A 17,176-nucleotide genomic window follows, 5' to 3' on the forward strand; every position below is an offset into this window, starting at 1 on the left:
GGAGTCGACAATGAACCCTGGTTCATCCCGCTGCCCTCGATCGACCCCGGGCAGCACCCACGGCCGGCGAACACCACCTTCAAAACCTGAGGGGCCAAACCTCAGATGCACCAGAACATGCCCAGGCCTGTTTCAGACCCGCTGCTCTGTGTCCGACCGATTGGTGGGAGGTGGAGTCGAATGGTTGCGTGCTTTCGGGGCGGCTCTACTTTCGGGTGCCCGTGTGGCCTGTCCCACTCAGTGGGTCATTATTCCGTTGTTGCCGCGCCGGTTGTGCCAGGTCATTTGGACGTCTGACCTGCAGTGCAAAATCTTTCGTTAGAACACGTTCCAATTTCGCAGATTTGTGGCTATGGTCACAGAGATAGATGCGGGTGTGCGAATGAAAGGGTGAAGTGACGTGAAGACCAAGGGTGCAATCCTGTGGGGCCTCAATGAAAAGTGGTCCGTCGAGGAGATCGAGATCGGTGAGCCGGTAGCCGGCGAAGTTCAGATTCGCATGGAAGCGGCCGGAATGTGCCACTCCGATCACCACATCGTCACCGGCGCGACCCCGATGCCGTCGTTCCCCGTCATGGGTGGGCACGAGGGTTCGGGCGTCATCACCAAGCTCGGCCCGGAGGTCAAGGGTCTGGAGGTCGGCGACCACGTCGTTCTGTCCTTCATTCCGGCTTGTGGAACCTGTCCGGCGTGCTCGGCCGGCCATCAGAACCTGTGTGACCTCGGGATGGGCCTCCTCAGCGGCCAGGCCATCAGTGACGGTACCTACCGAATCCAGGCTCGCGGCGAAAACGTGATCCCGATGTGCCTGCTAGGGACGTTCTCGCCCTACATGGTCGTGAACCAGTCGTCAGTGGTGAAGATCGACAAGGATATTCCGTTCGAGGTTGCCGCACTCGTCGGTTGCGGCGTCCCGACCGGTTGGGGATCGGCAACCCACATCGCCGATGTGAAGCCCGGCGAAGACGTTGTGATCATGGGTGTCGGCGGCGTCGGTATCAGTGCACTACAGGGTGCAGTTGCATCGGGCGCCCGGTACATCTTTGCCATCGACCCCGTGCCGTGGAAGCGTGAGCAGGCTCTGAAGTTCGGCGCAACGCACGCTTTCGAAAGCGCTGCCGCTGCCATTCAGCCGATCATCGACGCTACGTATGGCCGCATGGCGCAGAAGACGATCATCACCGTCGGCGAAATGAAGGGTGAGTACGTCGAAGAAGCGATGATTCTGACGGCAAAGGCCGGCCGTTGTGTCGTCACCGCAATGGGGCACCTGACGGACATGGATGTGAAGCTGAACCTGTTCCTGATGGCGATGCTTCAGAAGGACCTTCAGGGCAACATTTTCGGCGGTGGCAACGCTCGCCAGGACGTGCCGAACCTCCTCGCGATGTACAAGGCAGGCAAGCTGAACCTCGACGACATGGTGACTCGGACCTACACGCTCGAAGGCGTGAACGACGGCTACCAGGACATGTTGGATGGCAAGAACATCCGCGGCGTCATCCGCTACACCGAAGCTGACTGGTGATCGGAAGCGCAACTCTTGTGCCAGTAGTCTGATCGGGTGCCCAGTACTCACAGTCTCGACGTAATCCAGCAGTGGCCGGTCGACAATGCGGCAGCGGTCGTCCTCTCCGGGAAGAATCCCGGTGAGGGCGACCGCATTCGTGGTTTCAGTGGCGACCAGGCGCATGTTTTCCCCCTGGCTTCGGTGACAAAACTGTTGTGCGCCTACGCGATTCTCGTGGCAGTGGAGGAGGGGGCGGTCGAGTTGGATGGGCCGGCCGGGCCTGAGGGGTCGACCGTTCGTCATCTCCTCGCACATGCTTCGGGATTGGCATTCGCCGAACGGGTTGTTCAGGCGCCGGTGGCGTCGAAGCGGATCTACTCGAGTGCGGGGTTCGAGGTGCTTGCCGAGTTGGTTTCCCGGGAGACCGAGATCGAATTTGCCGACTATCTGGCCGAGGCGGTGTTCGCGCCGTTGGCGATGACCAGCGCGGCTCTTGTCGGTCCGGCCGGTCACGGTGCGCAGGCATCGGCAGACGACTTGGCCAAGTTCGCGGCTGAACTGCTCTCGCCGACTCTGGTCTCGGCGCAGACGTTCGCAGAGGCGACAACTGTGCAGTTCCCGGGGCTCCCCGGAATTCTTCCGGGTTACGGCTCTCAGCGCCCCAACGACTGGGGGCTCGGATTCGAAATTCGGGGCGACAAGCGTCCGCATTGGACGGGTCTCGAGAACTCGGCCGCTACCTTCGGTCATTTCGGCCAGTCCGGGACGTTCCTGTGGGTCGATCCCACGATCGATACTGCGTGCGTCGTGCTTACCGATCGCGATTTCGGTGATTGGGCCAAGCCTTTGTGGACCGAATTGTCGGATGGCGTGGTCGGTGAAGTTTCGCGGTAGAGCACAAATTTCTCTCCTTCCACTGGCGCAACACGGGTAACACAAGGCACACTGTTCAATCGAGCGTGCTGCACGAACTCGACAGAGGTCGTTGGGGAAGACGTCCCTCGTCGAAGCAGGAGGCTCGAGTGCGCGAAATGAATCAATTCGCGGACGTGACGACTGGTGTGGTTTACATCCACTCGTCGCCCGCGGCGCTGTGCCCGCACGTGGATTGGGCTTTGTCCGCCACGTTGGACAGCCCTGCCAAGCTCAGATGGACCTCACAGCCTGCCTACGACGGGCTTCTGCGTGCGACGACGGACTGGACGGGTCCCGTCGGAACCTGTGCCCGCCTGGTCGACTCGCTACGCGCGTGGCCGATGTTGCGGTTCGAGGTCACCGAGGACCCGAGCCACGGCGTCGACGGCGAACGGTACAGCCATGTGCCCGGTCTGGGCCTGTGGCGCGGATCCACCAGTGCGAACGGTGATGTCGTCGTAGGGGAGATGAAACTGCGGTCCATCATGAATTCCGGTGGAGACATCGCCGCGGAGATCGATCGGGCGATAGGCGCACCGTGGGACGAGGAACTCGAACCCTTCCGGAGTTCAGGCGAAGGTGCCGAAGTGACATGGCTGCGAAGGCGTGTCAGCTGACCGAGGTCCATCCTGAACCCTGAGCGCTCTCGCGGCTTGAACGACAAAGACTCGAATGACAAAGGTGGGCCCCGCCGTATCGGCGAGGCCCACCTTGCTGTCCCGGGTTGTCAGAGCGGAATGTTCTTGTGCCGCGCGCGGACAGATGGTGCAGACGCGAGGGCAGCGGTCACGATGCTGCGAGTCTTCGCCGGGTCGATTTCCTCGTCGACGACGCCGATTTCGACAGCGCGGTCGACGCCGCCTGCGATCGCCTCGTGTTCGGCAGCGAGTCGGTCGTGCAATGCTTCACGCTCGTCGTCCGGTGCAGCTGCGAGGGCCCGCTTGTGCAGGATGCCGACAGCAGCCTTCGCACCCATCACGGCTACTTCGGAGTTGGGCCAAGCGAATACGGCCGTGGCTCCCAGTGCTCGCGAGTTCATCGCGATGTAGGCGCCGCCGTAGATCTTTCGAGTGACGACGGTGACGCGGGGGACCGTTGCCTCGGCGAAGGCGTGAAGTAACTTCGCTCCGCGTCGGACAACGCCTTCCCACTCCATCGAGACGCCCGGCAAATACCCGGGAACATCGACGACGACCACGAGCGGCACGCCGAATGCGTTGCACAGTCGCACGAATCGAGCGGCCTTCTCTGCACTTTCGGAGTTCAGGCACCCCCCGAGTCGCAGTGGGTTGTTCGCAATGACGCCAACGGTGCGTCCGGCCATCCGGCCGAAACCGGTGACGATGCTCCGAGCGTAATTGCCTTGCAGTTCTTCGAAACTCGACTCGCCTTCGACGTTGTCGAGCATTTCGTGAACGATCGGACGAACGTCGTACGCGCGTTTCGCGGAGGCAGGCATCATGGCGCGCAGATCGCTGTCGCCGAGTTCCGCTGCCCGCTGATCGAATTCGCCCTGCTCGCACATCATCGAGACCAGGCGGCGCGCGCGGTGCAATGCGTCGGCCTCGTCGTGTGCGGCGATGTGCGCGACACCCGACTTCTTGGTGTGTGTGTCCGGACCGCCGAGTGACACCATGTCGACCTGTTCGCCGGTGACACTACGAACTACGTCTGGCCCGGTGACGAACACTCGGCCTTCCGGCGCCATGATCACGACATCGGTGAGGGCTGGACCATACGCGGCTCCGCCAGCGGCAAAGCCGAGCACGACGGAAATTTGAGGTATGAGACCCGACGCGCGGACCATGGCCTCGAAGACCAGTCCGACGGCGTGGAGCGCCTCGACGCCTTCAGCCAGACGCGCGCCACCGGAGTGCCAGAGGCCCACGATGGGGGACTCTTCCTCGATAGCGGTATCGATGGCTTTGACGAGGTGTTTGCAACCGTCGACGCCCATGGCGCCACCCATGACAGTGGCGTCGGAGCAGTATGCGATGGTGCGGACGCCGTCGATGTTTCCGGACGCGGCGAGCACACCGGACTTGTCACGGGCGTGGAGCGGCACTGTTGTGCCGGGGTCGAACAGATTTTCCAGGCGCGCAAGAGGATCGCGCGGGTCTGTCGATGATTCGGACTTTGTCACGGGGGCCAGGATGGTCATCGCGTCCTCCTTCAGTACGAGCCTTGGGTGGAACGAAAGGTCGGTGTTGTCCGCGGGTGACGTTGTGTTGCAACGACACCCGCGGACAGGTGCAAACCGCGGTTCGGGCTAGGCCCGACCGAAGGCGAGCGCGACATTGTGCCCACCGAAACCGAACGAGTTGTTCAGTGCGAAATCGAAAGAGCCGGTTCGGGGTTCACCCTTGACGACATCGAGATCGATTTCTGGATCCTGGCTGTCAACATTGAGCGTGGGCGGGATGATCCCGTCACGCACTGCCAGAACCGTGAGGACTGATTCGAGGGCGCCGACAGCGCCGATCGAGTGTCCCAGCGCGGATTTCGGGCCGTACACCGCAGCGTGATTGCCGACCGCTGCGTTGATTGCCTTTGCCTCTGCGATGTCACCGATCGGCGTCGCAGTGGCGTGGGCGTTGATGTGCTTGATGTCGGACTTCGTCAGTCCGGCCATCTCGATTGCTCGGGTCATGGCTCGCGCCGCGCCCAGGCCTTCCGGATGCGGTGCCACGATGTGGTACCCGTCCGAAGTGATTCCGGAACCAAGCAGGCGGGCGTGAATCGTTGCCCCGCGTGCCTTTGCGTGCTCCTCGGTTTCGAGGATCATCAAGGCGCCGGCTTCGCCGAAGACAAATCCGTCGCGGTCCTTGTCGAAAGGACGTGAAGCTGCGGCCGGATTGTCGTTGTTGGTGCTCATCGCACGCATCATGGCGAAGCTCGCGATCGGAACGGCGTCGATGAAGCTCTCGACTCCACCAGCCACAACCATGTCCGCGTCACCCATGACAAGCATGCGGTGAGCGTGAGCAATTGCCTCGGAACCTGATGAACATGCCGACACCGGAGTGATGACGCCACCGCGGGCCCCGAGTTCGAGTCCGACCGTTGCGGCCGGTCCGTTGGGCATGACCATCTGCACCGAGAACGGGGACACCTTGCGGTATCCGCCGCCACGGAGCTTGTCGACGGCGTCGATGAGCGTGTCGCCGCCGCCGAGTCCGGTGCCGATGACAACGGCCAGGCGGTCCTGATCGACTTCAGGGCTGCCGGCGTTGCTCCAGACCGTGCGACTCAACGTGAGGGCAAGGCGTTCCACCCAGCTCATCCGTCGAATTTCGACGCGGGACAAGCCCTCGTCCGGTGAAACCTTCAGGTGCCCGCCGATGCGAATGGGAAGGTCGAACTCGTCGATGAACGGGTCATCGAGGATTCCGATGCCGCTTTCGCCGGCGAGTAGCGCCTTCCACGTGCCATCCACATCACCAGCCACCGAGGTCGACGTCGCGAGGCTCGTGACGACGATGTCGGGGAATTTCCCTTTGCGGGTAGAAGCGGAAGTCACGGTCGGCTCACTCTGCGTTCTTGGCTTCGGCGCCTTCGGCTTCGAGCTTCTGGATGTACGCGACGATGTCGCCGACGGTGCGCAGACCTGCAAGATCCTCGTCGGGGACCTTCACGCCGTACTTGTCTTCGGTCTGAACGGCGATCTCGACCATGGACAGGGAGTCGATATCGAGGTCGTCCACGAAGGACTTGTCAACGGTGACCTCGGAAGGCTCGATACCGGTGACCTCCTCCACGATCTGGCCGAGTTCCGCGATGATTTCTTCCTGAGTGTGGGCCACTGGTGTGGCTCCCTTCTTGATCGATTGAGGTGGGGTGAAACGTCCGGCCGCCGTTCGGGCTGATCGGCCGGGTGGGCGTCCGAGCTAGGTCAGCTCGGACAGTGCGGAGATATCCTCCGGGTTCTTGAGGGCCACCGTCGGTGTGCCACGCATTTCACGCTTGGCAATTCCGACGAGGGTTCCGGCCGGCGGGAGTTCCACGATCGCGCTGACTTCTGCTGTCCGCAACGACGCGGAGCAGAGGTCCCAACGAACGGGGCGGGTTACCTGCGCGGCAAGCTTGGTGAGGGCGTCGGCGCCCGAGGAGACGGGTGCGCCATCCGAGTTGGAAAGCAGCGTGCGCGTCGGATCGGAAGGGGTGATCTTGGCGGCAGCAGCTGCGACGGCGACCTGCGCCGGCGCCATGAAGCGGGTGTGGAAAGCTCCGGCGACGGGTAGTGCGCGGACTCGGGCCTTTTCGGGTGCGTTTGCTGCGAGTTCTTCGAGCGCGGTGAGCAGTCCGGCCGCCACGATCTGGCCGGCCGCATTGCGGTTGGCTGCTTCCAGCCCGAGTTCTTCGATTCGTGCGAGCACTTCGGCTTCGTCTCCACCGAGAACGGCTGACATGCCCGTGGGCTCGAGCGAACAAGCCTTGGCCATCTCGGCGCCACGGAGGGCGGCAAGCGCGACCGCGTCGTCAGCGGAGATAACACCGGCGACCGCAGCAGCGGCAAGCTCACCCACCGAATGGCCGGCAGCGATGACGTCGGCGCCGAGGAGCCCACGTGATTCGATTTCCTCGTATGCCAGCAGAGCAGCGGCAACGACGAGGGGCTGGGTTACCGAGGTGTCGGTGATTTCTTCGGCGGTCGCGGTCGTGCCGAGTCGGACGAGGTCCAGGCCGGCTGCCTTCGACCACACTTCGAGGCGGTCTTGTGCTCCGGGCAGTGCCAGCCAGGGGCTGAGCATGCCGGGTGTCTGAGAGCCCTGTCCCGGGGCGAGCAACGAAATCACTTATTAAGAGAACACCGCCGCGAGCGACCTGCGAGATGTCGGTCGCGATGAACTCTGGCGAAGTGTTTTGTAGGGTTCCCACAAAATCCCACGTCGCGCTCGGCCATCGAAATTGGACGCTCAGGGGTTACAGGTTTGTTTGTCCGGATGTTAAAGATGTGACTGAAGTAACCGAATTGTTCGATTTGAGATCGATTTGTGTCAATCGGCCCACGGTAGCGGCGATCCGTAGTACATACGCGTCGCGTGGATTCGTTGGATCCCGGCCGGTAACTTCGGCGATTCGCTTCAAGCGGTACCGAACGGTATTTGGATGAACAAACAGAAGACGTGCACAAGTCTCAACCGCACCTCCACAGTCGAGATAACTGTCTAAAGTATCGGTCAAGACTGTGCCGGATTCAGCTAAAGGTGCGACGAGGAAATCGCGAAGAGCCTTCACGGCAGCGGCGTCTCCCAGTAGTGCCCGTTCCGGGAGCAGTTCAGTCGCGAAAACGGGACGAGGTGCGCCGCGCCACCCGGCAACAGCCTTGATTCCCGCCAGAGCTTCGGACGCACTGAAGTGCGCTGCGCTCAACGAGGGTGTCGTCGGGCCGATCACCACCGGCTCGTCGGCGAAACTCATGAGCAGGTCTTGAAGGAATTGGCTGCCTTCCGTCTTACTGCTCAGCTCGCCGCTGACGATCATCACCAGTCGCGGACCCTGCACCACGGCGAGAACAGCGCGCCCGTGCGCGGCGGCAGTCGCGTGGACGGTGCCGGCAACCGAGACCCGCTCGTCCGGCGGGGGAGACCCGACGATGACGGTGGCCGGAGCCGTGGCATCCCAGTTCAAGGTGGCGGCGCGAGAGAGCATGTCCGAGCCGGTGTCTCCCTGCACGACGGCGTCGACGACGAGCGCTTCCAGTCGCGTGTCCAGGGCACCCCGCGACTCGGCAGCGCTTGCGTACACCGTCGCTGCTGCGAAACCGAGTTCACGCCCGTAGCGCAGGACGGCTTCTGTCAGCGCGATCAGCTGCTGATCGTTGCGGGCGAGAGCCGGCAGCCATTTCTCGAAGAACTCCATCGCCACCCGGACCATGTCGACGGTCTGGCGCAGCGTGAGCTGTCGAGCAAGATCCTGAGGGATGACCGGAAACGACTCGTATCCGAAGCTGATCTCCGAGTCGAGTTGCCGCAGCCATTCCAGGAAATTCACCACCGACGTCTGCACCAACAGTTGAACGTCGGCGCGTTGCGAAGCGTCGAGACTGTCGAAGAACGGAAGCTGCTCCTCCATCACGGTCACGGCCTCGGTGGAGAGCCGGCCGGAGAACTGTTTGACGCGACGGAGCAAGGCTTCTGGAAGTGGATCGCGAACCTGACGACGGCGGGCGAGTACAGCCTGCAACCCGGACGACTGTGGTCGAGTGCGGCGTACGCCCTCTTCGGGTTTCTCGGGATCAGGTTCGGGCATGAGAAAAACCTACGCCCATCGCCGCAGCGGATGTCGAGATGACACCCGCGGCGATGGGCGTAGGTCTGTTTTCGATCGCTGGGACTGTTGCCCTACGACTTAGGCGCTACCGGTGTCCCCGGTCTGCTCGGGAGCAGCATTCACGTCGTCGATGCGGTATCGGCTCGCTGCTTCGACGGCCTTCGACCGCTCGATCGATCCTTCCTTTGCCAAACCGATCAGCACGGCAACGACGATGGACTCGGCATCGACGTTGAAGTAGCGACGCGCTGCAGTGCGGGTGTCGGAGAACCCGAACCCGTCCGTGCCGAGCGTGGTGTAGTCGCCGGGAACCCACTGACGGATTTGATCCGAGACCGCCCGCATCCAGTCCGAAGCCGCGACGACGGGGCCTTGGGCCGAGGACAACGCCGTGGTGACGAAGGGAACCGGAGCATCCTCGGACGGATTGAGCAGCGCCTGACGTTCGCACTCGACGCCTTCGCGGCGCAGCTCACCCCAGGACGTGACCGACCAGACGTCGGCCGAGACGCCCCATTCGTCGGCAAGCAGCTTCTGCGCGCGCAGCCCCTCGGGCATCGCGACACCGGAGACGAGGATCTGTGCCTTCGGGCCCGATGCTTCGGACGTCTTGTAGAGGTAGATGCCCTTGAGCAAGCCCTCGACGTCGAGACCTTCGGGCTCCGCCGGCTGAACGTACGGCTCGTTGTAGATGGTCAGGTAGTAGAAGATGTTCTCGCCACCGAAACCGTCGACGCCCTCGGTGCCGCCGTACATGCGGCGCAAGCCGTCCTTGACGATGTGCGCCAACTCGTACGAGAACGCGGCGTCGTACGTGACAGCTGCGGGGTTGGTGGATGCCAGGAGCAGCGAGTGTCCGTCGGCGTGCTGGAGACCTTCACCGGTCAGAGTTGTACGACCGGCGGTGGCGCCGAGAACGAATCCCCGAGCCATCTGGTCGGCAGCCGCCCACAGGCCGTCGCCGGTGCGCTGGAAACCGAACATCGAGTAGAAGATGTACAGCGGAATCATCGGTTCACCGTGGGTGGCGTACGACGTGCCGACTGCGGTGAACGAAGCCGTCGAGCCGGCCTCGTTGATGCCCTCGTGCAGGATCTGGCCGATCGGGCTCTCCTTGTAGGCGAGCATGAGTTCGGCGTCGACGGAGGTGTAGAGCTGCCCGTTGCGGTTGTAGATCTTCAGCGACGGGAACCACGAGTCCATACCGAACGTGCGAGCCTCGTCCGGGATGATCGGTACGATGCGCTTGCCGATCTCCTTGTCGCGCAACAGTTCCTTGAGGATGCGCACGATCGCCATGGTGGTGGCGACTTCCTGCTTGCCCGAACCCTTGCGGATGACGTCGTACGTCTTGTCCTCGGGGAGCTTGAGCGGCGCCGCATCGGTGTTACGGGAAGGCAGGAACCCGCCGAGTGCTTTACGACGGTCGAGCATGTACTTGATCTCGGGAGCGTCCGCGCCTGGGTGGTAGTACGGAGGCAGGTACGGATCCTTCTCTAGCTCGGCATCCGAGATCGGGATGTGCTGCATGTCGCGGAACGCCTTGAGATCGTCCAGCGTCAGCTTCTTCATCTGGTGTGTGGCGTTGCGGCCCTCGAAGTGCTTACCGAGGGTGTAGCCCTTGATGGTGTGCGCCAGGATGACCGTCGGCTGGCCCTTGTGTGCCATGGCCGCTGCGTAGGCGGCGTGGACCTTGCGGTAGTCGTGGCCGCCACGCTTGAGGTTCCAGATTTCCTGGTCTGTGAGGTCCTTGACCAGTTCCTTGGTGCGGGGGTCACGTCCGAAGAAGTGATCGCGTACGAACGCGCCGTCGTTGGCCTTGTACGTCTGGTAGTCACCGTCCGGCGTCACGTTCATCAGGTTGACCAGTGCGCCGTCGCGATCGGCGTGCAGCAGCGCATCCCACTCGCGACCCCAGACGACCTTGATGACGTTCCAGCCGGCACCGCGGAAGAACGATTCCAGTTCCTGGATGATCTTTCCGTTGCCGCGGACCGGGCCGTCGAGGCGTTGGAGGTTGCAGTTCACCACGAACGTGAGGTTGTCGAGGCCTTCGGTTGCCGCGACGTGAGCGAGGCCGCGTGACTCGGGCTCGTCCATTTCGCCGTCGCCGAGGAACGCCCACACGTGTTGATCGGTGGTGTCCTTGATGCCGCGGTCGTTGAGGTAGTGGTTGAACCGGGCCTGGTAGATGGCGTTCATCGGGCCGAGGCCCATCGAGACCGTCGGGAACTCCCAGAAGTCGGGAAGCAGCCGTGGGTGCGGGTAGGACGGCAGTGCGCCGCCGAAGTCGGCGTGGGACTTCTCCTGGCGGAATCCGTCGAGCTGTTCCGCGGGGATCCGGCCCTCGAGGAAGGCGCGCGCGTAGATGCCGGGGGAGGCGTGACCCTGGATGAAGATGTGGTCGCCGCCGCCGGGATGGTCCTTGCCGCGGAAGAAGTGGTTGAAGCCGACCTCGTACAACGCTGCCGAGGATGCATAGGTCGAGATGTGACCGCCGACGCCGACGCCCGGTCGCTGAGCGCGGTGGACCATGATCGCGGCGTTCCAACGGATCCAGGCGCGATAGCGGCGCTCGACCTCTTCGTCGCCGGGGAACCACGGCTCGTTTTCGGTCGGAATCGTGTTGACGTAGTCGGTCGAAGTGAGCGCGGGGAGTGCGACGTGCTTCTCGCCGGCGCGTTCGAGCATGCGGAGCATGAGGTAGCGGGCACGCGTGGGTCCGGATCGATCCAGAAGTCCGTCGAATGATTCGAGCCATTCGGTGGTCTCGTCCGGATCGATGTCCGGCAGGTACGACGCAACACCTTCGCGAATGACGCGAACGCGACCGTCGGTTCCCCCCGGCGTATTCGACGCGGGCGAACCCGACTCGCCGGCGGCGCCGGAATCGGCGTTCTGCCCGGACGCGGGACCCTGGATCAGGTCAGACAACGTGTGCTCCTCATTGGTTTGGGGACGCGTGGTGGGGCGTCCTTACATAGGTGATCGAGGCCTTGTTAGGTCCGACGCACTTCCATCGTGAATATGGCGCGTACCTCATCTTTCACCATCCCGGTCGGTCCGGCATACCTCGCCTCTGGTTACTCTCGGGTAGCGTTTTTCGGCGTGACGCAGGGGTGTGATGGTTCCCCGTAGTCACAGGCTTGGGGGATCGATCGGAACGTATGAAGGGGTGGGAAAAAATAAACAAAGAAATCAATTACGGCAGGGTCGGGGCGTGGGTCTCGGTCGGATCGATCGCAGTGGGGCTGTCGGTGATCGTGGGATGTTCGGCGGCGGTGACCGGATCGGCAGTACCCAATGAAGCGCACGTGGCTGCATACCAATCCGAGGTGAGTATTTCGATGGCCGCCGCGTCCTCGTCGAAAGCGGCGGCAGATGCGGCAGAGGCAGCTTTCGCGATCTGTGAGGAAGCGGTCTCTCGATCGAAAAACGACGTGGTTGCGTTCAATGCCTACGTCGACGCCGGAAATCATGGTGAGACCGACCTGAGAGCCGAAGCAAGCGCTGCTGCTTCGTCGGCCAGGGACACCGCCTCGTGGTTCGACTCGGTCGCGAGTGAACTTCCGACGCAACTTTCCGGACTGTTCGACGAATTGGCCGCGAACCTACGTTCATCTGCAGTCGTGATCGAGAGTGATCATTCGGCGGATGAAATCAATTCGATCAGCGATACGAGCAATTCGATTCGCAAGTCGATCTTCGATGAATGTGGATCCCTGTGACCTGCGGTAATCCGCAGGCGTAAGGTTCGCCGTGTGTCAGAAGACGATCTTTGGTGAAAGTTTTCGGCGTGGTCGGCTTGCGCTAACGCCTCAGACCATGTTCGCTTTCCCTAATTGATCGTCAAACGGTAGGTGTGCGGGGTCGCCACACACCATCAACAAAAGGAGGACCCCACCGTGGTCGCCGCGGCGGATGCCCAGAACTACGCTCAGAAACTCGGGATTACCACTGACATGGTGGTGCAGGAACTGGGCTGGGATGAGGATACCGACGACGGCATTCGTGCCGCGGTTGAGGAAACCATCGGCGGGGAAATGCTCGACGAGGATTCCGACGAGGTCATCGACGTCGTGCTGCTGTGGTGGCGCGACGAGGACGGTGACCTGGTAGATGCCTTGATGGATGCCATCGGGCCCCTCGCCGACGAAGGCTTCGTGTGGGTTCTCACTCCCAAGACCGGTCTCGACGGACACGTCGAGCCCAGCGAGATCGCCGAATCGGCGCCGACTGCCGGCCTGACGCAGACATCGGCAGCCAACCTCGGTGACTGGTCGGGAAGTCGACTGGTTCAGCCGAAGGCTCGTCCGGCCAACAAGCGCTGACCCGGTCCTTTCCGCACTTTCCCAAGGAATCGCACATGCCTCTCGAAGTTGGTGCCCAGGCACCGGATTTCACCTTGAAGGACCAGAACAACCAGGAAGTTTCGCTCGCAGATTTCCGCGGTAAGAAGAACGTTCTGCTGGTCTTCTATCCGTTGGCCTTCACCGGGACTTGTCAGGGGGAGCTCTGTAAGGTCCGTGACGAGCTTCCGAAGTTCGAGAACGACGACACCGCCATTCTCGCGATTTCTGTCGGTGCTTCGCCGACTCACAAGATCTGGTCGGCCGAGCAGGGATACACATTTCCCTTGCTGTCGGACTTCTGGCCGCACGGTGAGGTCGCTCAGAAGTACGAGGTGTTCAACGACAAGTTGGGCTTCGCGAATCGTGGCACCTTTGTCATCGACAAAGACGGAATCATTCGTTTTGCCGAGATGAACGGCCCCGGAGAAGCCCGTGACCACGGACTTTGGGCAAACGCGCTTGCCGCGCTAGAGTCTTAGAGCACTCCCGGTGAGGGTCTCACCGGGAGTTCGGGCGTGTAGCTCAGTGGTAGAGCTCTGGTTTTACACACCAGCGGTCGGGGGTTCGAAACCCTCCGCGCCCACCGAAGAATTCAAGCCCCGATCTGCGTCGACGCAGATCGGGGTTTTTTCATTTTCGGCAACGAATTGTCCGCAATACGCCATTCTGGACGCATGTCCAGTTCTGTGATCGAAGTAGCCGTCGACCCGACGCGCGTGCATCCCACCCGTCCGCACATACACATCGCCGAGATGCCCAGTCTCAGTGTTGCGTTGTTCCCGGGGCAGACGATCCGGGTTCGTTCCCAAAGCGACGCACTGGCGACCGGGATTGCCCGTGTCTGGGAAATCAACCGAATGCACCGCTTGATCTACCTGACGATCGACTGGGACGGGTAGAGATCGGCTCGTGCAGACACGTGACGGTTGGCCAGAGAACGAGCGTCGCTGCTACAACTACGCTCGTGCAGATTTCGGTTCGTTCGTCCCAGTCTCGATTCAATGCGCGAGCTGCCGGGCTTCTCCTCGGCTTCGTCGCGGATCGGGTCTTCGCCGATCCGGGGCGGTTCCATCCGGTTGCCGGCTTCGGAACCGCGGCTATCGCGCTGCAGAAGATGTCCTACCGGGACTCGCGCGCGGCCGGAACACTTCATGTTGCCGTGCTCTTGGCCGGCACCGCAGGACTTGGGCTCGCAGCCGAAAAAGTGTCGCGCCGGGCCGGTTGGGTGGCCGTCACGGGTACGACAGCGATGGCTACCTGGGCTGTGCTCGGCGGGACGTCTCTTGCACGCACCGGCATCGACATGGCCGCTCGATTGGAGGCGTCACAGGTCGATCGCGACCTGACGAAAGCGCGCGAGCTTCTCCCTTCACTGTGTGGACGCGATCCATCGGTACTGAGCGAGGAGGGCCTCACGCGTGCAGCGCTGGAGTCGGTCGCCGAAAACACCTCGGATGCAAGCGTCGGTGCAATGTTCTGGGGTGCAATTGCGGGCGTGCCGGGTCTGTTCGTCTACCGCGCTGCCAACACACTCGACGCGATGATCGGCTACCGCTCCGAGAAATACCTCAGATTCGGGTGGGCTGCGGCGAGGTTCGACGACCTGGTCAACATCGTCCCCGCTCGGCTGACCGGTGCGCTGACGGCTGCGTGTGCACCGGTGGTGGGCGGCTCGGTTCAGGAATCACTGGCAGCGTGGAAACGCGACGCAGCGGCTCATCCAAGCCCCAATGCGGGCGTCGCGGAAGCGTCGGCGGCAGGGGCGTTGGGCATTTCGTTGGGTGGTCGGACCGAGTACGCGCACGGGGTGGAGATGCGTCCCGTCCTCGGCCGCGGGGCTGTGCCGACGCCGAACGATCTGCGCCGCGCGGCGAGGCTTTCGTCGGCGGTGCAGATCAGTGCAGTTGTGGTGTCAGCGGGTATTTCAGCGGGTATTGCCGTATCGATCGGCAAGTTTGGCTTCCTGCGCCGTCAGCGGCACTGATTCCGGCTCCGGCTTCTTGCGACGGCTGAAGGTACGAGTCGGTTCGGCGGGGGGTGCGGCAGGCGCGGACACCGGCGCTTCCGGGGTCGTCTCGGTAGCGGCGTCGTCCGCTGCGAAGCCGTCGACAGCTGCTTGAGCTGCCTTCTCCTTGCGACGTTCGCGCCACTCCGCGCGAATGAAGTAGGCCAGTCCGAGCGGCGCCATGATGCCGAACGCCAGCCATTGGAACCCGTACGAGAGATAGGGGCCTGCATCGAGTTGGGGGAGAGGGATCGTCCCCAGGCCGCCGGGCTGGTCGGGTTCGAGTTGGATGTACGCGTCGATCAGGTCCGTTCCGATGAACTCGCCGATAGGTTGTGCGTCGATCGAGTAGACCTGTTTCGCGCCGTCCTCGAACATCGGAACTCGGCCGGGCGCGGTGCCTTCCGACAGACGCACGCGACCGTTGAGAGTGACCGGATCGGTCGGCGGCGCGGCGATGGGCGGTGCCTCGGCGCCGTTGATCGGCCGAACGTATCCGCGATTGACGAGGATCGTGCGGCCGTCGTCCAGGCGGAAAGGCGTCAGGATCTCGTAGGACGGCGCGCCCTCGATGGACTGCAGTCGGACGAGGATATCGGCGTCGGGCAGATAGGTACCGGCCGCGGTGATGTTTCGCCATTCGTCGTCCGGTGCGATCGTCGAATCGGCGATGACATCACCGATCGGCACGGTCTCCGCGTTGATCGAGTTCGAGATCAGATCATTGCGGTGCTCGGTCTTCGTGTTCTTGCCGAGCTGCCACGGAGCGAGCACGGTGAAGCACAGGTAGGCGAAGAGCCCGACCACAGCTGCCAGTACCAACCAACCGGGCCGCAACAGGAATTTCAGTCTTCGCACACGTCCACGGTATCCGTTGCCCGAACGGGAGTGAATTTTGCTCCGGGTTCAGGCTCGCTCGCGGATCCAGTCGAGTATGTCGGGAATGGCCGCTTCGATCTGGTCTCGAACCAGTTCGAAGTCCTCCTGATCCCCGTAGTACGGGTCCGGAACCGATTCTCCGTCCGCCTCGGGGTCGAACGACCGCAGTAGGCGCCGACGCTCGGTGGGCACGCCGAGATGAGCAAGCTCACGTTCGTGCCCGGTGTCGAGGGCGACGACAAGATCGGCGGCGAGATGATCTGCATTGACCTGCGCGGCGCTGTGGCCCGTCGGATATCCGGCCGCTCGGAGCACGACGTTGGTCCGCTCGTCGGCCTCGCTACCGGTGTGAAACCCCTCGGTACCTGCACTGCTGACACGGACTCGGTCGGCGAGGCCTTCACGGTCCAGATGCGCGAGCAAGATCTTTTCGGCCATCGGTGACCGGCAGATATTGCCGGTGCACACAAACGTCACATGAAGTGGTTCAGTCACGTGGAGTGGTTCAGTGGCGGCCATCGAGAAGTCCTCCCAGTTCGGATGCCGACGATACGGAGCGAAACGCTTGCCGCGCTTCCTCGGCGGAACCGTAGCCCCATTCGACGACGACGGTGGGGATGCCGTACTTCGCGGCGCCGAGCACGTCGTGATCACGGTCGCCGATCATGAGAACGTCGGGGGTTCCGCCGTCGGATGCGAGGACGGGAGTGATCCCGAGCGAGGTCAGCGAATGCGCGATCACATCGGGTTTAGCCCGACGAGTTCCGTCGTCACTCGCGCCGCCGATGAACTCGAAGTGCTCGGCCAGGCCGAAATGCTCGAGGATTCGAATGGCGAATCGCTCCGACTTGGAGGTGGCGACGGCCAGTCGGGTGCCGCTCGCGCGAGCCTTACCCAGGACGACGTCCATGCCTTCGTACACCGAGTTCTCCTGCCACCCGGTCGCGTCGTAACGCTCGAGGTACGCGGCGATCGCCCGATCCACGTCCGCCGGGGCCATACCGAGTGACCTGAAGGTATCGACCATCGGCGGGCCGATCACCGATGCCAACATCGCTTCCGTCGGCTCCGGATGGCCGACAGTTGCCAACGCGTGTCGGAAGCCGCCGTGAATGCCGGGAGCGGAATCGGTGATGGTGCCGTCCAGATCGAACAGAACTACGGGAAAGCGGTCGAGCGGTGGTGTCGTCACGGCACTCATTGTCCCGGACGGCAGGGGTGATGTCCGCGCACGGCGCTCGA

Annotated in this window: 17 protein-coding genes and 1 tRNA gene; 9 read left to right on the forward strand and 9 right to left on the reverse strand. The window is 62.8% G+C overall.

What is annotated here, in order from left to right; translation table 11 throughout:
* Positions 1 to 400: 400 nt before the first annotated feature.
* The 3 genes from AC1Q6C_RS27110 (at position 401) to AC1Q6C_RS27120 (ending at position 3,042) form a co-directional block, all read left to right on the forward strand.
* A complete protein-coding gene (locus AC1Q6C_RS27110; RefSeq protein WP_003941638.1) occupies positions 401 to 1,528 on the forward strand; it encodes an NDMA-dependent alcohol dehydrogenase in 1,128 nt (375 codons plus the stop codon).
* A 36-nt stretch (positions 1,529 to 1,564) separates the two neighbouring features.
* Complete coding sequence (locus AC1Q6C_RS27115) at positions 1,565 to 2,404, forward strand: serine hydrolase domain-containing protein (RefSeq protein WP_230358803.1); 840 nt, start codon at positions 1,565 to 1,567, stop codon at positions 2,402 to 2,404.
* A 128-nt stretch (positions 2,405 to 2,532) separates the two neighbouring features.
* Entirely contained in the window at positions 2,533 to 3,042 is a 510-nt protein-coding gene (locus AC1Q6C_RS27120) for a DUF3145 domain-containing protein (RefSeq protein WP_003941617.1), read from the forward strand.
* A 110-nt stretch (positions 3,043 to 3,152) separates the two neighbouring features.
* Here the strand turns inward: AC1Q6C_RS27120 and AC1Q6C_RS27125 are convergent, their stop codons facing one another.
* The 6 genes from AC1Q6C_RS27125 to aceE all read right to left on the reverse strand — a co-directional run bounded on the left by AC1Q6C_RS27125 (position 3,153) and on the right by aceE (position 11,632).
* Complete coding sequence (locus tag AC1Q6C_RS27125; protein ID WP_003941597.1) at positions 3,153 to 4,586, reverse strand: acyl-CoA carboxylase subunit beta; 1,434 nt, start codon at positions 4,584 to 4,586, stop codon at positions 3,153 to 3,155.
* 108 nt (positions 4,587 to 4,694) lie between these two features.
* Positions 4,695 to 5,945 (reverse strand): KasA/KasB family beta-ketoacyl-ACP synthase, encoded by a 1,251-nt coding sequence (locus tag AC1Q6C_RS27130; RefSeq protein WP_003941591.1) that lies wholly within the window; start codon positions 5,943 to 5,945, stop codon positions 4,695 to 4,697.
* A 7-nt stretch (positions 5,946 to 5,952) separates the two neighbouring features.
* Positions 5,953 to 6,228 (reverse strand): meromycolate extension acyl carrier protein AcpM, encoded by a 276-nt coding sequence (gene acpM / locus AC1Q6C_RS27135; protein WP_003941649.1) that lies wholly within the window; start codon positions 6,226 to 6,228, stop codon positions 5,953 to 5,955.
* An 84-nt stretch (positions 6,229 to 6,312) separates the two neighbouring features.
* Positions 6,313 to 7,221 (reverse strand): ACP S-malonyltransferase, encoded by a 909-nt coding sequence (locus tag AC1Q6C_RS27140; protein ID WP_492666907.1) that lies wholly within the window; start codon positions 7,219 to 7,221, stop codon positions 6,313 to 6,315.
* A gap of 127 nt (positions 7,222 to 7,348) precedes the next feature.
* Positions 7,349 to 8,677 (reverse strand): PucR family transcriptional regulator, encoded by a 1,329-nt coding sequence (locus tag AC1Q6C_RS27145; protein WP_003941635.1) that lies wholly within the window; start codon positions 8,675 to 8,677, stop codon positions 7,349 to 7,351.
* 99 nt (positions 8,678 to 8,776) lie between these two features.
* Complete coding sequence (gene aceE, locus AC1Q6C_RS27150; RefSeq protein WP_042445740.1) at positions 8,777 to 11,632, reverse strand: pyruvate dehydrogenase (acetyl-transferring), homodimeric type; 2,856 nt, start codon at positions 11,630 to 11,632, stop codon at positions 8,777 to 8,779.
* 233 nt (positions 11,633 to 11,865) lie between these two features.
* On the opposite strand from aceE, the gene AC1Q6C_RS27155 reads away from it, so the two are divergent.
* From AC1Q6C_RS27155 to AC1Q6C_RS27180, 6 genes are all read left to right on the forward strand, one after another.
* Entirely contained in the window at positions 11,866 to 12,426 is a 561-nt protein-coding gene (locus AC1Q6C_RS27155) for an Rv2240c family protein (protein ID WP_007735475.1), read from the forward strand.
* Between the two features lie 177 nt (positions 12,427 to 12,603).
* Positions 12,604 to 13,029: a DUF3052 domain-containing protein gene (locus tag AC1Q6C_RS27160; RefSeq protein WP_003941575.1), complete on the forward strand. Its 426-nt coding sequence runs from the start codon at positions 12,604 to 12,606 to the stop codon at positions 13,027 to 13,029.
* Positions 13,030 to 13,064: 35 nt separating this feature from the next.
* The gene (locus AC1Q6C_RS27165; protein WP_003941619.1) at positions 13,065 to 13,529 is read left to right on the forward strand and encodes a peroxiredoxin; all 465 of its coding nucleotides are present in this window, start codon (positions 13,065 to 13,067) and stop codon (positions 13,527 to 13,529) included.
* A gap of 32 nt (positions 13,530 to 13,561) precedes the next feature.
* Positions 13,562 to 13,633, forward strand: a tRNA-Val gene (locus tag AC1Q6C_RS27170).
* Between the two features lie 91 nt (positions 13,634 to 13,724).
* Positions 13,725 to 13,949 (forward strand): hypothetical protein, encoded by a 225-nt coding sequence (locus tag AC1Q6C_RS27175; RefSeq protein WP_003941648.1) that lies wholly within the window; start codon positions 13,725 to 13,727, stop codon positions 13,947 to 13,949.
* 65 nt (positions 13,950 to 14,014) lie between these two features.
* Positions 14,015 to 15,034: a cobalamin biosynthesis protein gene (locus AC1Q6C_RS27180; protein ID WP_492666908.1), complete on the forward strand. Its 1,020-nt coding sequence runs from the start codon at positions 14,015 to 14,017 to the stop codon at positions 15,032 to 15,034.
* On the opposite strand, the gene AC1Q6C_RS27185 is transcribed toward AC1Q6C_RS27180, so the two are convergent.
* From AC1Q6C_RS27185 to AC1Q6C_RS27195, 3 genes are read right to left on the reverse strand one after another with little or no spacing between them, the layout of a single operon-like run.
* Positions 14,975 to 15,913, reverse strand: a complete 939-nt coding sequence (locus tag AC1Q6C_RS27185) for an SURF1 family cytochrome oxidase biogenesis protein (RefSeq protein ID WP_218680243.1) — start codon at positions 15,911 to 15,913, stop codon at positions 14,975 to 14,977. The two genes, AC1Q6C_RS27180 and AC1Q6C_RS27185, sit on opposite strands and share 60 nt — an antisense overlap.
* 48 nt (positions 15,914 to 15,961) lie before the next feature.
* Positions 15,962 to 16,453 (reverse strand): low molecular weight protein-tyrosine-phosphatase, encoded by a 492-nt coding sequence (locus tag AC1Q6C_RS27190; RefSeq protein ID WP_007735468.1) that lies wholly within the window; start codon positions 16,451 to 16,453, stop codon positions 15,962 to 15,964.
* A complete protein-coding gene (locus tag AC1Q6C_RS27195; protein WP_007735467.1) occupies positions 16,440 to 17,135 on the reverse strand; it encodes an HAD hydrolase-like protein in 696 nt (231 codons plus the stop codon). The genes AC1Q6C_RS27190 and AC1Q6C_RS27195 overlap by 14 nt, the downstream gene beginning before the upstream one ends.
* Between the last annotated feature and the right edge of the window lie 41 nt (positions 17,136 to 17,176).

This window comes from Rhodococcus sp. MT28 (assembly GCF_058792695.1).

What these genes read in the sequence shown, in the direction of transcription:
- AC1Q6C_RS27125 (WP_003941597.1), bottom strand. Translation starts at nt 4,586, where the DNA reads ATGACCATCCTGGCCCCCGTGACAAAGTCCGAATCATCGACAGACCCG.
- AC1Q6C_RS27145 (WP_003941635.1), bottom strand. Translation starts at nt 8,677, where the DNA reads ATGCCCGAACCTGATCCCGAGAAACCCGAAGAGGGCGTACGCCGCACT.
- AC1Q6C_RS27155 (WP_007735475.1), top strand. Translation starts at nt 11,866, where the DNA reads ATGAAGGGGTGGGAAAAAATAAACAAAGAAATCAATTACGGCAGGGTC.
- AC1Q6C_RS27165 (WP_003941619.1), top strand. Translation starts at nt 13,065, where the DNA reads ATGCCTCTCGAAGTTGGTGCCCAGGCACCGGATTTCACCTTGAAGGAC.
- AC1Q6C_RS27175 (WP_003941648.1), top strand. Translation starts at nt 13,725, where the DNA reads ATGTCCAGTTCTGTGATCGAAGTAGCCGTCGACCCGACGCGCGTGCAT.
- AC1Q6C_RS27190 (WP_007735468.1), bottom strand. Translation starts at nt 16,453, where the DNA reads ATGGCCGCCACTGAACCACTCCACGTGACTGAACCACTTCATGTGACG.
- AC1Q6C_RS27195 (WP_007735467.1), bottom strand. Translation starts at nt 17,135, where the DNA reads ATGAGTGCCGTGACGACACCACCGCTCGACCGCTTTCCCGTAGTTCTG.